General features: G+C 40.2%; 17 protein-coding genes. 7 read left to right on the top strand and 10 right to left on the bottom strand.

Annotated elements, in window-relative coordinates; genetic code table 11:
• Positions 1 to 20: 20 nt before the first annotated feature.
• From cysD to ABJF57_RS02250, 8 genes are read right to left on the bottom strand one after another with little or no spacing between them, the layout of a single operon-like run.
• The gene (gene cysD / locus ABJF57_RS02215) at positions 21 to 926 is read right to left on the bottom strand and encodes a sulfate adenylyltransferase subunit CysD (RefSeq protein ID WP_462231678.1); all 906 of its coding nucleotides are present in this window, start codon (positions 924 to 926) and stop codon (positions 21 to 23) included.
• Positions 923 to 1525, bottom strand: coding sequence for an adenylyl-sulfate kinase (gene cysC, locus ABJF57_RS02220; RefSeq protein ID WP_462231676.1), 603 nt, complete (start codon positions 1523 to 1525; stop codon positions 923 to 925). Before cysC ends, cysD begins: the two co-directional genes overlap by 4 nt.
• A complete protein-coding gene (locus tag ABJF57_RS02225; protein WP_462231674.1) occupies positions 1512 to 2765 on the bottom strand; it encodes a nucleotide sugar dehydrogenase in 1254 nt (417 codons plus the stop codon). The genes cysC and ABJF57_RS02225 overlap by 14 nt, the downstream gene beginning before the upstream one ends.
• Positions 2766 to 2801: 36 nt before the next feature.
• Positions 2802 to 3746, bottom strand: a complete 945-nt coding sequence (locus tag ABJF57_RS02230; protein WP_462231672.1) for a UDP-glucuronic acid decarboxylase family protein — start codon at positions 3744 to 3746, stop codon at positions 2802 to 2804.
• Positions 3746 to 4297 (bottom strand): dTDP-4-dehydrorhamnose 3,5-epimerase, encoded by a 552-nt coding sequence (gene rfbC / locus ABJF57_RS02235; RefSeq protein ID WP_462231670.1) that lies wholly within the window; start codon positions 4295 to 4297, stop codon positions 3746 to 3748. Before rfbC ends, ABJF57_RS02230 begins: the two co-directional genes overlap by 1 nt.
• On the bottom strand, positions 4294 to 5157 hold the full coding sequence (rfbA, locus tag ABJF57_RS02240) for a glucose-1-phosphate thymidylyltransferase RfbA (protein ID WP_462231668.1): 864 nt from the start codon (positions 5155 to 5157) through the stop codon (positions 4294 to 4296). Before rfbA ends, rfbC begins: the two co-directional genes overlap by 4 nt.
• A 3-nt stretch (positions 5158 to 5160) precedes the next feature.
• Entirely contained in the window at positions 5161 to 6216 is a 1056-nt protein-coding gene (rfbB, locus tag ABJF57_RS02245) for a dTDP-glucose 4,6-dehydratase (protein ID WP_462231666.1), read from the bottom strand.
• Entirely contained in the window at positions 6217 to 7173 is a 957-nt protein-coding gene (locus ABJF57_RS02250) for an SDR family oxidoreductase (protein ID WP_462231664.1), read from the bottom strand.
• Between the two features lie 127 nt (positions 7174 to 7300).
• Here ABJF57_RS02250 and ABJF57_RS02255 point away from each other — a divergent pair, with 127 nt between their 5' ends.
• From ABJF57_RS02255 to ABJF57_RS02285, 7 genes are read left to right on the top strand one after another with little or no spacing between them, the layout of a single operon-like run.
• Positions 7301 to 7951 carry a heme exporter protein CcmB gene (locus ABJF57_RS02255; RefSeq protein ID WP_462231662.1) on the top strand — a complete coding sequence of 217 codons (651 nt, stop codon included), beginning with the start codon at positions 7301 to 7303 and terminating at the stop codon, positions 7949 to 7951.
• Positions 7952 to 7962: 11 nt separating this feature from the next.
• Positions 7963 to 8625, top strand: coding sequence for a cytochrome c biogenesis protein CcsA (gene ccsA, locus ABJF57_RS02260; RefSeq protein ID WP_462232030.1), 663 nt, complete (start codon positions 7963 to 7965; stop codon positions 8623 to 8625).
• The gene (locus ABJF57_RS02265) at positions 8615 to 8824 is read left to right on the top strand and encodes a CcmD family protein (RefSeq protein ID WP_462231660.1); all 210 of its coding nucleotides are present in this window, start codon (positions 8615 to 8617) and stop codon (positions 8822 to 8824) included. The genes ccsA and ABJF57_RS02265 overlap by 11 nt, the downstream gene beginning before the upstream one ends.
• Positions 8821 to 9228, top strand: a complete 408-nt coding sequence (locus ABJF57_RS02270) for a cytochrome c maturation protein CcmE domain-containing protein (RefSeq protein WP_462231658.1) — start codon at positions 8821 to 8823, stop codon at positions 9226 to 9228. Before ABJF57_RS02265 ends, ABJF57_RS02270 begins: the two co-directional genes overlap by 4 nt.
• A gap of 27 nt (positions 9229 to 9255) precedes the next feature.
• Positions 9256 to 11748: a heme lyase CcmF/NrfE family subunit gene (locus ABJF57_RS02275; protein ID WP_462231656.1), complete on the top strand. Its 2493-nt coding sequence runs from the start codon at positions 9256 to 9258 to the stop codon at positions 11746 to 11748.
• A gap of 36 nt (positions 11749 to 11784) precedes the next feature.
• Positions 11785 to 12510, top strand: a complete 726-nt coding sequence (locus tag ABJF57_RS02280) for a Rossmann-like and DUF2520 domain-containing protein (RefSeq protein WP_462231654.1) — start codon at positions 11785 to 11787, stop codon at positions 12508 to 12510.
• Positions 12507 to 13358 (top strand): geranylgeranylglycerol-phosphate geranylgeranyltransferase, encoded by an 852-nt coding sequence (locus ABJF57_RS02285; RefSeq protein ID WP_462231651.1) that lies wholly within the window; start codon positions 12507 to 12509, stop codon positions 13356 to 13358. The genes ABJF57_RS02280 and ABJF57_RS02285 overlap by 4 nt, the downstream gene beginning before the upstream one ends.
• Here the strand turns inward: ABJF57_RS02285 and ABJF57_RS02290 are convergent.
• A complete protein-coding gene (locus ABJF57_RS02290; protein ID WP_462231649.1) occupies positions 13355 to 13867 on the bottom strand; it encodes a DUF456 domain-containing protein in 513 nt (170 codons plus the stop codon). The genes ABJF57_RS02285 and ABJF57_RS02290 overlap by 4 nt on opposite strands.
• Positions 13867 to 14445, bottom strand: a complete 579-nt coding sequence (locus tag ABJF57_RS02295) for a GNAT family N-acetyltransferase (protein WP_462231647.1) — start codon at positions 14443 to 14445, stop codon at positions 13867 to 13869. The genes ABJF57_RS02290 and ABJF57_RS02295 overlap by 1 nt, the downstream gene beginning before the upstream one ends.
• Positions 14446 to 14516 lie beyond the last annotated feature (71 nt).

Here is a 14516-nt window from a genome sequence, read left to right on the forward strand (position 1 = left end):
TAGTAAAAGCCAATGGCCAACTAAAAGTATCCTTCCTTTTTTCTGTCTTCCATTGCGGTTTCAGATCGCTTGTCGTCAGCTCTGTTTCCTCGCTCAGTATGCCTGGCAGCCGCCACCTCCTCGACTATCTTTTCAAGTGAGTCTGCATCAGACTCGATCCCGCCTGTAATTGTGATGTCTCCCAATGTTCTAAATCTTAATTTCTTATTTAGAACTTCTTCGGAATCCTCAATTTGAATGAAATCAGAAACGGGCAACCATGTATTATTTCTCCAGATTACGTCTCTTTGATGAGCAAAATACAAGGATGGAATGGCTATGTTTTCTGCCAAAATATACTGCCAAACATCCATCTCAGTCCAATTGCTGAGCGGGAAAACCCTGAAGTGCTCTCCAAAATTTTGTCGTCCATTGAAGATATTCCAAAGCTCTGGTCTTTGATTTTTAGGGTCCCACTGACCAAATTCATCTCTATGTGAGAAGAACCGTTCCTTGGCTCTGGCCTTCTCTTCATCTCTTCTCGCCCCTCCGATACAGGCATCAAAGCCCTGATCTTCTATTGTATCCAAAAGTGTTACGGTCTGAATCGCGTTTCTGCTGGCATTTTTTCCTTTTTCTTCTGCTGCACGACCATCATCGATTGACTGCTGAACAGATCCAACGATAAGCTTAGCTCCCAGTTCGCTCACCAACTCGTCTCTGAATTGCATGGTTTCAGGGAAGTTGTGCCCTGTATCTATATGAACCAATGGAAAGGGGAACTTGGCTGGGTGAAAAGCTTTCCTGGCCAAATGTGTTATGCAGATGGAATCTTTTCCTCCAGAGAAAAGTATGGCTGGATTTTGAAATTGAGCAGCCACCTCTCGCAAGATGTAGATGGATTCTGCTTCCAACTCTTTTAGGTGAGTCAGATTGTAATTTTTCATGATGTGATTTTCTGTTCTATTTCTTCAATCAATTTTCTGAGGCAATCTTGCAGAGAATTATCTGCTGTATTGAGAACGACATCCGGATTTTCAGGGATCTCAAATGGAGAACTTATACCTGTGAAATTTTCGAGCTTACCTTCGCGAGCTTTTTTGTATAAACCCTTTACATCTCTCTCCTCACAAACTTCCAATGGACAATCCACATATACCTCAATGAAATTTTTTGCCCCTACCAACGCCCTGGCAGTAGTCCTATCTTGTTTAAATGGTGAGATGAACGCCGTAAACACCAGCAAGCCAGCATCAAGAAATAAGTTCGAAACTTCGGATATTCTTCGGATATTCTCACGTCTGCTTGCATCCGTAAAATCCAAATCACTATTTAACCCCCCTCTTACATTGTCCCCATCCAGGATGTATGTATTTATTCCGTTTTCAAAGAAATGAGCTTCAGCTGCGCTAGCCAAGGTAGATTTACCCGAACCTGAAAGACCTGTAAACCAAATTAATTTCGGTTCATACTTGTTTTTACGTATTCGATCCGCAAGCTTGATTGCATGGGAATGTGGGATGATATTTTCCTTATAATCTGCCATCCACTAAGGCTTTAGGTAGAATGCTCTTAACATCAAATATCACGGGTGTAGATTTTCTTAGTGCTTCCCAGTTCAACGCAAGAAACTCTTTGTGAGCTACAGCAAGAATTATAGCTTCATATGATCCCTCTGGCGAACTTTCCAAGATAATTCCGTATTCTTCACTTACTTGATTGGTGTCTGCTTGTGGATCGAAAACAGACGCCTGTATGCCATAATCATCGAATTCTTTATATATATCAATGACTCTTGTATTACGTGTATCCGGACAATTTTCTTTGAAAGTAAAACCCAGAATTAAAACCTTAGATTCATTGCTAAGTTTTTCTTTTCTCCCAAGTAGTTTAATAACCTTCTGAGCAACGTATTGCCCCATTTGATCATTGATTTTCCTGCCTGACAAAATCACTTGAGGGTTATAACCGACAGACTCTGCTTTTTGTGTAAGGTAAAAGGGATCCACGCCAATGCAGTGACCTCCAACCAGTCCGGGCCTGAATGGTAAAAAATTCCACTTGGTGCCAGCAGCCTCTAACACTTCACTTGTATCAATATCTAGTCTATCAAAAATGAGTGCTAGCTCGTTTACAAATGCAATATTGATATCTCGCTGAGAATTTTCGATAACCTTTGCTGCTTCTGCAACTTTAATTGAGGAAGCTTTAAAAGTTCCAGCTTCAATGAATGATCGGTAAAAAGTGTCTACTTTTTCGGCAGACTCATCATCACTTCCACTGGTTACTTTTAGTATGCTTGATATCCTGTGCTCTTTGTCTCCCGGATTGATTCTTTCAGGTGAATACCCGCAATAAAAATCTTTGTTGAAAACCAGCCCGCTTCCTTCTTCCAAGATGGGTACACAGACTTCTTCCGTACATCCTGGAAACACTGTAGACTCATAAACAACTATATCATCAGGCTTGATCAAAAGTGCAATCATTTCAGTAGCTGAGATGATTGGTCTTAGGTCTGGATTTTTTAATTCATCTATTGGCGTTGGGACTGTGACAATGTAAAAATTGCACTCAGACAAATCTTCTTTATCGGTGGTGTACTCAAGCAATTCAGAAGCTTTCAGTTCGTTCTCGTTCACCTCCAAAGTTCTGTCTACACCGGACTTTAGCTCATCAACTCGCTTAATGTCGATATCGAACCCTATCGTTGAATATAGTTTACCACTTTCAACCGCAAGTGGCAAGCCTACATACCCAAGCCCAATAATTCCTACTTTATAATCCATGGATTCAAAAATTAGTGGGCAAAAATAGGATAAAACTTATCCTAATACCTTTTTTTGGAAATATTCAAGTGTTGGTTTTAATCCTTCGGATCTTGTGAAACTTGGTGTCCAATCCAGAACCTTTTTAGCAAGACTGATATCTGGTTTTCTTTGTTTGGGATCGTCTTTTGGCAAATCCTTATATATGATTTTTGATTGGCTTCCAGTGAGACGAATGATCTCCTCACCAAATTCGTTGATCGTAATTTCTTCCGGATTGCCAATATTAACGGGTTGGGCATAATCACTTTTAAGCAAACGATAGATACCTTCAACCAAATCATCAACGTAGGTAAATGAACGGGTTTGTGAGCCATCTCCAAAAGCAGTTAGGTTTTCTCCCTTCAACGCTTGCGAAATGAACGCTGGCAAAACTCTACCATCATCGAGACGCATTCTTGGCCCGAACGTATTGAATATCCTGACAATTCGTGTTTCTAAGCCATGGAAGGTGTGGTAAGCCATTGTTAATGCTTCCTGAAACCTCTTGGCTTCATCGTACACACCCCTTGGCCCAACTGGATTTACATTTCCCCAATACTCCTCCGTTTGCGGGTGAACCAAGGGATCGCCGTATACTTCTGAAGTAGAGGCTATCAACATTCTGGCTCCCTTATCTTTTGCCAGTCCTAAACAGTTAAGTGTTCCTAATGATCCCACTTTCATTGTCTGAATTGGCATTTTCAAGTAGTCAATGGGACTCGCGGGTGAGGCAAAATGGAGAATGTACTCCAAGTCACCCGACACATGAACATATTTTGAAACATCGTGATGCTGAAATTCAAAATCCTCATGCCCCATCAAATGCTCAATATTGGAAATGTCACCTGTAAGCAGGTTATCCATAGCAACTACATGGTAGCCTTCTTTGATGAATCTATCACATAAATGGGATCCTAAGAACCCCGCCCCGCCAGTTATTAATACTTTCTTTTTTGACATTAAAAATCGAGTTTTGATTGTTTGAGTAATGGTAAGTTTTGATCCTTCTCTGATAAAATAATTTCTTCCTCAGGAACACCCCAACTTATATTGATATCTGGATCGTTGTACATAATTCCGGAATCATGTTCTCTAGAATAAAGCTCATCCGTTTGATACATGAGCTTGGCATGATCCGTGAGAACCAAAAAACCATGTGCCATGCCTTTGGGGATATATAAGTGCTTCTTATTGTGAGCTGAAAGCCTGACAATGGAATACTTACAATACGTAAGAGAATCGCTCCTTAAGTCTACTGCAACATCTAAAACTTCACCCTCAAGGCATGAAACAAGTTTTGCCTGGGCGTTTTCACCATGCTGAAAATGCAACCCCCTCAAAACACCCCTGGATGATCTGGATTGATTGATTTGCTTGACTTCAAAATCAAAACCTGTGGCTTCTTTGAAATTTCTAGTATTAAATCCTTCATAGAAATACCCTCTTTCATCCTCAAAAACATCGGGCTCAATAATCCAGCAATCTTGCAAGTTGGTTTGCTCTGCCTTCATTTCTTAATAGCATTAAGTAAATAAGTTCCATAACCACTTTTTTCAAGCGACTTAGCCAATTTTTCCAATTCTTCTGCTGAAATAAAATTCATATAATATGCTACCTCCTCTATGCAGCCCACTTTAAGTCCTTGACGCTCTTCTATTACCTGCACAAAGTTTCCTGCTTGCATTAAAGAGCCAAAGGTTCCGGTATCCAGCCAAGCTGTCCCCCTATTAAAAACCTGAACATTTAGTTTATTTCTTTCCAAATAATAATTGTTAACATCTGTTATTTCCAGTTCTCCTCGCTTACTTGGTTTTACATTTTTCGCTATCTCTACCACCTGGTTGTCGTAATAGTAAAGTCCAGGCACAGCGTAGTTAGATTTTGGAGTAGCTGGTTTTTCTTCTATAGAAATTGCTTTTTTATTTTCATCAAATTCCACCACACCATATCTCTCGGGGTCGTTTACATGATACGCAAAAACAATTCCTCCATCGGGGTCATTGCATGCCTGAAGTTTTTTTGGTAGTCCAGAGGCGTAGAAAATGTTATCGCCGAGAATCAGTGCTACGCAATCGCTCCCTATAAAGTCTTCACCAATAATGAAAGCTTCTGCCAAACCTTTTGGTTCTTCCTGAACGGCATACGAAAAAGAACATCCTAAGGCAGATCCGTCACCTAATAGATCTCTGAATGTAGGCAAATCTCTGGGCGTACTGATAATCATGATCTCATTGATACCCGATAGCATTAGCGTAGAAAGCGGATAATAAATCATTGGTTTATCATAAACCGGTAAGATTTGCTTACTCACTGCCTGTGTAAGTGGGTGAAGTCTTGTTCCAGATCCTCCTGCTAGTATTATTCCTTTCATTTTCTATCTGTTTTGATAGTGCTCATCATAGTACTTCAGATAATCTCCTGAAGTAACATCATTGAGCCACTGTTCATTTTCAAAATACCAGTCTACCGTCTTTTCTAATCCTTCTTTGAATTGCAAGGAAGGCTCCCAGCCTAACTCTTCATTCAGTTTCGTAGCATCAATGGCATAACGCATATCGTGCCCCGCCCGATCTTTCACATAGGTAATTAGTTCCCGCGATTTCCCTTGCTGATTTCCTAACTTTCGATCCATTGTATCGCAAAGGAGATTCACCAAATCAATATTCTTCCATTCATTGAACCCACCGATGTTGTAAGTTTCGCCATCGGTTCCTTTCTCAAAAATCAACTCGATAGCTCTTGCATGATCTTCAACATAAAGCCAATCTCTAATATTCTCCCCTTTCCCATATACTGGTAATGGTTTTCCATTTCGAATATTGTGAATCATCAAAGGAATAAGTTTTTCCGGAAAATGGTTCGGGCCGTAGTTATTGGAGCAATTAGATATTACGTAGGGTAGCTTGTATGTATTTCCGTAGGCTCGAACGAAATGATCAGAAGAGGCTTTTGATGCTGAGTAGGGAGACTTAGGATCATATGAGGTGGTTTCAGTAAAAAAGCCTTCTTCCCCTAATGACCCATACACTTCATCTGTTGAAACGTGGTAGAATCGACAACCTTCTTTCTCTTGCCATGCTTCTTTTGCCGCATTTAAGAGATTAACTGTGCCCACTACATTTGTTTTTATAAATTCCATTGGGTTGGAAATGGAACGATCAACATGTGACTCTGCTGCAAGGTGAATCACTCCAGCAAAATCATAATTAACAAAAAGCTGCTTGACAAATTCAAAATCACAAATGTCTCCTTTGATAAACTCATAATTTGAGTCTTCCTCAATATCTCTTAAATTTTCAAGGTTGCCTGCATAGGTTAGTTTGTCAAGGTTGACAATCTTATACTTACCGCTTTTAACAAACTTACGAACGACATGTGATCCAATAAAACCTGCGCCTCCTGTTATTAATATTGTTGCGTCTTGTGCCACTTATTTAGTACTTTTTTCGATTCTATTATACCATTCGATCGTCGAATGCAATCCTTCTTTCACGCTCTGCTCAGGTGAATATCCCAAAGCATGGGTTGCTTTAGAAATATCAGCCAAGCTATGTTCAATATCTCCATCTCGTTCACTTCCGTGTACAGGGTCTAGCTGTGATCCATTGATGTCATTGATAAATCCAACCAACTCATTCAATGTGGTTCTTTCACCGCAAGCGATATTATATACCGTATTGTAACAATTAATGGGTGCTTCTATGGACTTAATATTTGCTTGAACGGCATTGGCCACAAAGGTAAAGTCTCTGCTGTGATTTCCATCACCATTAACCGTTGGGCGATTCCCTGAAAGAATGGCCTTCATAAATAAGGGAATTACTGCTGCATAGGCTCCATTGGGATCTTGCTTGGGTCCAAAAACATTGAAATATCTTAGCCCGATTGTGTTGAGACCGTAGACTTTTTGAAAAACATCGGCATACAACTCATTTACCAGTTTTGTAACTGCATATGGAGATAACGGATTTCCTATTTCATGCTCTTTCTTTGGCAATTTTGGAGAGTCTCCATATGTTGAAGAAGAAGCCGCATAAATCACTCGTTGGACTTTATTATCTACACAAGCTTTGAGAACATTTAAGGTACCTTCAATATTTACTCGATTGGTAGTTAGTGGATCCTTAATAGATCTAGGAACTGACCCTAGTGCCGCCTGATGAGAAACAGCAAAAACGTCCTTCGTTAGATTCTTTAAAAGTTTAAAGTCTAATATATCCCCCTCTACAAACTCGAAATTGTTATTGTCAAAAAACTCTTCAATATTATGAGTAAATCCAGTTGACAGATTGTCTAGACAAACCACCTGATACTTTCTATCTAATAAGGATTCAATCAAGTTAGAACCTATGAACCCCGCACCCCCAGTTACAAGAATTTTTTTCATCTGATTTATCCAGGAAATGATAAATTTTGTTCGCTAAGCGTATTATCCCCTAATTTTTTATGCAATGCTAAAGGGAATGTTAAGTATATGCAAGGTATAACGTGCTTTGAATTTACCTTTGCTGATAGTGAATAAGGTATTCCAACTCATTAAAAAAGACCTGATTGTAGACTGGCGGCAACAAAATCCCATTACAGGGATCTTGCTGTATCTCGCGTCCACCATTTTTGCAACCTATATGGCATTCAAAGGCTTTGTTTCCGTAGAGGTTTGGAATGCGCTTTTCTGGATCATTCTGCTTTTTACTTCAATAAATGCAATTTCGAAAAGCTTTATTCAAGAAGAAAGACGATCTCACTACTACTTCTTTCTATGTAAGCCAACCAAGATCATCTTGGCAAAGCTTATTTACTCATTTGTCTACTTGTTTTGTATTGCAATTATCTCATTGATCATCTATTCAGTACTGCTCGGCAATCCGATTGTAAACTTTCCTCTCTTCCTACTTAATCTAACATTGGGATGTATTGGCTTGAGTGCCGCCTTTACAATGGTATCATCTATAGCCTTTAGATCAAGCAATCGTTCCATTATGATGGCTGTTTTAGGATTTCCGATCATTATCCCTGTGCTAATACTCTCGATCAGCAATAGTTATAAAATCCTTGATGGTTACGTGTTCATACAGATTCAAGGCAACCTAACAGCACTCTTCTCAGTCGATGTGATTATCATTGCGCTCACGTTCGTTTTATTCCCTTTTACCTGGAAATCGTGATGGGTTATTTACTGAAAACAGATTGGTGGAAATGGCTATGCGTAGTGCTTTTAGTATACACTGTTATTGCAGGGTTATTGCTTCCGGTACCAGAGCTTCCAATTCTTAATGAAACTATTCGGGTGCTGCACTTCCATGTGCCGATGTGGTTTGGAATGATCTTGCTATTCCTAGGCTCAGTGGTTCATGCTGTGAAATACCTCCGGAATGGTGACAATAAATTCGATACATACAGTGTCCAATTAGCAACTATGGGAATTGGTTTTGGGGTGCTTGGAATTATCACAGGAATGATTTGGGCCAACTATACTTGGGGAGAACCTTGGAGCAACGATCCAAAGCAAAATGCTTCTGCAGTTTCATTACTTATCTACCTTGCCTACTTCGTATTGAGAAGTTCGATTCAGGATGAGCAGCAACGAAATCGAATTTCAGCTGTTTTTAACATTTTCGCTTTCTTTCTAATGGTTCCACTGTTATTTATTCTGCCAAGAATGTCAGATAGTCTTCACCCGGGAAACGGCGGCAATCCAGGATTCAATGCTTACGACTTAGATAGCAACCTCAGAAAAGTATTTTATATCGCTGTAATTGGATGGACGCTACTCGGATACTGGATAGCAACTATAGCCATCAGGCTCTCTCTTACAAAACAAAAACTAGATGATGCTTAAATATATTTTAGGAATATTGATGCTCCTCGGAACTCAACTTGCTCTTGCACAGGTTGAAATGGCAGATGACTTTAGAGGTGAAGGAAAAATCTATGTTGTGGTTGCAATCATTCTTGTAATCCTAGCCGGATTTTTCTTTCTAATGTTCAAACTGGACAAGCGAGCAAAGCGTTTAGAAAAAGAAATAGAGGAACAATGAAAAAGAAATACATAGCTGCAATTGTAATTATTGCGATAGCCATCACCATGATTGTATCCATGACTGGAGATGCAAGTACTTATGTGAGTTTCTCTGAAGCAAAAGTTCTTTCCGAAAAAGGCTTCAAGAAAAGCATCCATGTAGTAGGCGAGCTCCCTAAAACTGCTTCTGGTGAGGTGGTCGGAATACAAGAAAGCCCTGATAAGCTATCGTTTAAATTCGAAATGGTTGACGAAAATGGATTGAAGCAGCAAGTGCTTTTTGCCGAACCCATCCCGACTGATTTTACGCGATCGGAACAAGTTGTAATTGTCGGTGCTTATAAGGGTGAAAAATTCGTTGCGGAAAAAATATTACTAAAGTGTCCTTCTAAATATCAAGAAGAGCCTGAGTTTACTAGTTAAAATCTTGGGCTAAATCAAAGCCAGCATATGATACATTATTTTGAGGGACAGCTCGGTCACGCGCTCGTAATCATCGCATTTATCACAAGTTTACTGTCTGCCTATGCCTTCTTCAAGGGAAGAAATCAGGATAAGGAATGGACCTCTTTTGGTACAAAGGTTTTCTATGCGCATACCCTCGCTGTGGTCGGAATCATAGGTACACTGTTCTACCTTATCACCAACCACTATTTCGAGTACCATTATGTGTTTAGTCACAGCTCTAAAATACTACCGGTTTATTATCAAATCTCGTGCTTTTGGGAAGGTCAAGAAGGATCATTTCTATTGTGGATATTTTGGAATGCCATTCTAGGAGTAGTCTTAATTAATACCAATAAGTTTTGGAAAGCACCCGTCATGTTTGTCATGGCACTCACTCAGGTATTCCTAGTCTCTATGATTCTTGGAATAGTTGTTTTCGATGTTAAAATCGGAAGTTCCCCTTTCATGCTTCTAAGAGAAGTTATCGATGCTCCCATCTTCAAAACCAACCCAAATTTTATTCCTGAAGATGGTAATGGGCTAAACCCTTTACTTCAAAACTATTGGATGGTTATTCACCCACCAACGCTATTCTTAGGGTTTGCCACGACTATCATACCATTTGCTTATTGCATTGGAGGATTGATCATTAGAAAAAACAAGGAGTGGATTCGTCCGGCTCTGCCATGGGCACAGTTCTCAGCCATGATTCTGGGTGTTGGAATTCTGATGGGAGCCTACTGGGCCTATGAAACACTCAACTTTGGTGGATACTGGAATTGGGATCCTGTTGAAAACGCCATTTATGTTCCCTGGTTGGTTCTGATAGCGGCAATTCATGTGATGATTGCGTACAAGAAAAGTGGTTCGGCATTGAAGCTTTCGATGATCTTGGTCGTAGCTTCATTCATCCTGGTGCTTTACGCCACATTTTTGACCAGAAGCGGAATCCTTGGCAATTCATCCGTCCATTCATTTACAGATTTAGGGCTTTCCGGTCAGCTGCTAATTTATCTGCTGGCGTTCTTTGCACTTTCAGTTTTCTACATTGCAAAAAGATGGAGAGATGTTCCTGATACAAAAGAAGAAACCTCAACCTATTCCCGAGAATTCTGGATTTTCATGGGCTCGGCTGTTCTTTGTCTCATGGCTTTTCAGGTATTGTTATATACCTCCATGCCTGTGTACAACCAAATCGCAGGTTCTTTAGGAATTGACTTAAACCTTGCTCCTCCAACCGACATCTATGATGCTTATTCGTTGCCTCAGCTTATCCTCTCTGTTTTTCTTGCCATTCTTTCTGGAACAGGTCAGTTTTTCTGGTGGAAAAAAATGGACGGCAAAAAACTAAAAGAAGAGCTAAGAACACCCTTCTTAATTTCACTAGTAGTCTCCGGTGTGATCATAGTTATTGGTAAAATAACAGATCCTTTCTATGTGATACTTCTCATAGCCTGCATGTATTCCATAAGCGCAAATGCGAAGATTTTTGTTGGCGTAGCTAAATCAAATATCAGACTCTCAGGAGGCTCAATTACACACATTGGAATAGCGATGATGCTCGTTGGAATTCTTTTTTCAAGCGGATATTCTACCATCCTCTCCACGAACTATACGTCGATGGTTTGGAGCAAGGAATTTCCTGAAGAAGTTAACAGAGACAATCTGCTACTCTTCATCAATGAGCCTCGGCAGATGAGCGAGTATTCCATGATCTATCGCGGTATTCGAAAAGAAACCCGGGAGGAAGGGTTCGTTGATCAAAATGACCTAGTGCTTACAGTAGATCCGTTGAAAGTGATACGAAAAGGCGATAACCAAGATACGCTCACATTGATCAGTCCAGAAAACAGCTACTTCGAGGTGGAGTACCACACAGAGGCCGGAAAGCAATTTACGCTCTTCCCTCGTGTGCAAATAAATAAAGCAATGGACATGATTGTGTATTCGCCTGATATCAAGCGAAAGCTAAGCGCGGACATGTACACCCATGTTCGTACTTTTCCTGATCCTGATCAAGAGCCTGACTGGAGTGAGCCTAAGGAAGTTAAAGTGGAAATAGGGGATCGATTTTTCATCAATGATTATGTTGCTACACTTGAGCGTATGGAACCCATCTCAAGCATTGATGGCACCCCACTTTCCTCTGGAGATGTGGCTGTCAAAGCGGTTATTAATGTACAGGGAGAATTTGGGGATTATCAAACTGAGCCTGTTTTCGTAATCCGTGATCAAGAATATGTTGGAAGAATTGATGATCAGGTCAATGATCTGGCATTTAGAATTTCCATTCAAAACATTATCCCGCAAGAAAACGCTGTAATACTGGCCTATCAAACTACTCAGAAGGATTGGATCATTATGGAGGCAGTGAAAAAACCATGGATCAACCTATTGTGGATTGGCACTTTTTTGCTTGTCATTGGATTCATTGTAGCAATTCGTCGCAGATATCTCGAATTTGTAAAAATGCGAGACAAAGGAGTGGAAGCATAAATTCACTTTTGCGGTTTTATCTTCTATTTTTACTAAATGAGCAAGGTAGCAATCATTGGGTATGGAAATGTTGGCTATCATTTAGCCAAACGAATATCCTCCAGGCGTCATGAGGTAACTATTTTCTCCCGTGAACCAAATGAAGAGTTCATTCTTTCTCTGGATCAGTTAAGTCCAGATTCATTTGATCTCATTGTATTGAGCGTTCCCGACGATATAATAAAGGAAGTCTCTGATCAAATCCCCGTATCAGAAGCTGTCGTACTTCATACATCAGGATCAAACCCAATTGCTGATCTGGCAAAACATGCCAAACATGGTGTCATGTATCCATTGCAAACTTTTAGCAAGACTAAAGAGATTGACTTTACTGCATTTCCGATTTTTATAGAAGGGTCGGATGAGGGAGAGCGTGATATTTTCACATTCGTGAGAAGCTTTAGTAATGATGTAAGGCTTCTGACATCTACCAACAGATCTAAGCTGCATTTGGCAGCAGTTTTCGCTTGCAATTTCAGCAATCACATGTTCCATTTGTCAGAAAAGTTGTTGTCAAGTTTGGATATGACTTTTCAAGACATTCAGCCATTGGTAGAGGAAACCTTAAAAAAGGCCATTGAACTAAACCCATCAAAGTCTCAGACTGGCCCTGCAATTAGAGAAGACGACGAGACGATTAACACGCATCTGGAGATGTTGAAAGATGAAGCAATGAAGAACCTATACCAGGTGGTTACTGATAGCATTCAAAAGAACAGGTGAATTTTCTTACGAGGAATACCGTTGGTTTTTTGACAGCAAGTAGGATTCCTAACTTAGTTATCATTGGGCTTACTCAGTTTATCACTGCCTACTATCTTTTAAGTAAGTCGCTCTCCACTTTACTTGAACCTAATTTTTTGCTTTTCATCTTTAGCACAGGAATGATTGGAGCTGCTGGTTATATCATAAACGATTACTTCGATCAAAAAATAGACATGGTTAATCGCCCAACCAAGGTGATTGTTGGTACCTCCTTTAGAAGAAGACTGGCACTTTTCTCTCACGTTTTTTTGACATTCTCAGGTATAGGCATTGGCTTCTTAATTGATCCTGCTATCGGTGCTATTCATGTTTTTTCCGCTGGGGCACTTTGGACGTACAGCATTGTGATTCGAAGGTGGCTAATTCTTGGTACGCTAACGATCGCCTTTTTGGCCTGTCTCACTTTGCTTTTGGTCATGGTATACTTCCGGGAGTTTAGCCTACTTGTAGTGGCTTACGCAATGTTCGCATGCGTTACGGTTTTTATAAGGGAGAGCATAAAAGACATCATTAGTGCCCAAGGCGAAGTGCAATTTGGCATTCAATCTATACCGATCGTTTGGGGGATTAGAGGTGCTAAACTGACAATTTACCTTGCTGGGGTTGCTGGGGTTGGTATTCTAACTTTCTATTTATTGTCAATACCAAATTGGCATGTGAGGTACTTCTTCTTTGCTGTACTCATCTTCATATTCTGGATGGCTTATCGGCTAAGCAAAGCCGACAAAATGAGTGACTTCAAGTCTATAAGAATATACATTGATGTTTTGATTGCTGCCGGACTTATCAGCATGCTTTTGATCTAAAACATCTCCATTATTGCATTAGCCGTAAACCCACCAACTTTCCAAGCTATTGCAGCTCCTAGAATGACGGAGTAGAGCAATTTCAATGAGGTCGCCAGCAAAAAGCCCAAGAAAGAGCCAAATCCAGACTTGAAAGCAGACCTGATTCGGTTGCCTCCATAAAGGTCCCCGATAATAGCTCCAAGTAAAGGACCAAGAATAATTCCAAAAGGAATTGGAAGCAATACACCTGCTACCATGCCGATCATTCCTCCGATGACCCCCGCTTTGGTGCCCCCAAATTTTTTGGTGGCAGCCACAGGCAATACATAATCAGCAATTGTGATAATGATCCCGATGATGCCCCAAACAACAAATGAAGTGGTACTGAATTCGGTATCGTTGGAAACTGTATGTGTGCAAATCATGGCTCCATATGTAAGCACAGGGCCAGGCAACGGAGGTAAAATGGAAAAAACGATTCCGCCGGCTATTAGCAATACTGAAAGAAGAATGAGAGCTACTTCCATTAGAAATCTTTGAAAATTGTGCCTTTTATTTCAATCCATTCCGATTTAAGAATGCTATAAACTACCGTATCCCTTCTTCGATTACCTTGGGTAGAGCGATGATTCCTTAGTGTGCCATCATAAGTTGCTCCAATTTTTTCCATTGCCTTTCTTGAACGGACATTTCTTTCATCTGTTCGCAATTCAAGTCGCTCAATATTCATTTTTTCAAAGGCATGTTGCAACATCAAAAATTTCATGTGCTTGTTTATCCCCGCGCCAATGTACTGCTTACTCAGCCATGTCCAACCAATTTCAATGCATTTCTCTTCCCAGTCGATATGTCCATAGCTTGTGGCGCCAATAATATCCTCGGTTTCCTTTAGCTGTACTGTATAGGTCATCATTTTACCACGCTCAGTCTCCTCCAACCTATTGGTCATCCAACGCTCCAAAGCATCAGGATTCGTTAAGTCTTCCGTGTACCATGTCCATACGTCAGCATCTGAACTCAGCTTCCGCATTTCTTTGATGTGGGCACCTGTAATAGGGAGCAGACTGATTTTATGATCAGCCAGCACACCATACCATTCTTTCATACATTAATTTTTGTATCAAAAGAAAACATAAAAACTGAAAAATATGATACGTATTGATTAGCAGAATTAAT

The sequence above is a fragment of the Ekhidna sp. genome, assembly GCF_039940915.1.
In the GTDB taxonomy this organism is placed as follows: Bacteria; Bacteroidota; Bacteroidia; order Cytophagales; family Cyclobacteriaceae; genus Ekhidna.

Bases quoted from the DNA above. Each gene is read 5' to 3' on its own strand.
- cysD (WP_462231678.1), bottom strand. From the start codon at position 926: ATGAAAAATTACAATCTGACTCACCTAAAAGAGTTGGAAGCAGAATCC.
- cysC (WP_462231676.1), bottom strand. From the start codon at position 1,525: ATGGCAGATTATAAGGAAAATATCATCCCACATTCCCATGCAATCAAG.
- ABJF57_RS02225 (WP_462231674.1), bottom strand. From the start codon at position 2,765: ATGGATTATAAAGTAGGAATTATTGGGCTTGGGTATGTAGGCTTGCCA.
- ABJF57_RS02230 (WP_462231672.1), bottom strand. From the start codon at position 3,746: ATGTCAAAAAAGAAAGTATTAATAACTGGCGGGGCGGGGTTCTTAGGA.
- rfbC (WP_462231670.1), bottom strand. From the start codon at position 4,297: ATGAAGGCAGAGCAAACCAACTTGCAAGATTGCTGGATTATTGAGCCC.
- rfbA (WP_462231668.1), bottom strand. From the start codon at position 5,157: ATGAAAGGAATAATACTAGCAGGAGGATCTGGAACAAGACTTCACCCA.
- ABJF57_RS02250 (WP_462231664.1), bottom strand. From the start codon at position 7,173: ATGAAAAAAATTCTTGTAACTGGGGGTGCGGGGTTCATAGGTTCTAAC.
- ABJF57_RS02265 (WP_462231660.1), top strand. From the start codon at position 8,615: ATGATGCTTAAATATATTTTAGGAATATTGATGCTCCTCGGAACTCAA.
- ABJF57_RS02270 (WP_462231658.1), top strand. From the start codon at position 8,821: ATGAAAAAGAAATACATAGCTGCAATTGTAATTATTGCGATAGCCATC.
- ABJF57_RS02275 (WP_462231656.1), top strand. From the start codon at position 9,256: ATGATACATTATTTTGAGGGACAGCTCGGTCACGCGCTCGTAATCATC.
- ABJF57_RS02280 (WP_462231654.1), top strand. From the start codon at position 11,785: ATGAGCAAGGTAGCAATCATTGGGTATGGAAATGTTGGCTATCATTTA.
- ABJF57_RS02290 (WP_462231649.1), bottom strand. From the start codon at position 13,867: ATGGAAGTAGCTCTCATTCTTCTTTCAGTATTGCTAATAGCCGGCGGA.
- ABJF57_RS02295 (WP_462231647.1), bottom strand. From the start codon at position 14,445: ATGAAAGAATGGTATGGTGTGCTGGCTGATCATAAAATCAGTCTGCTC.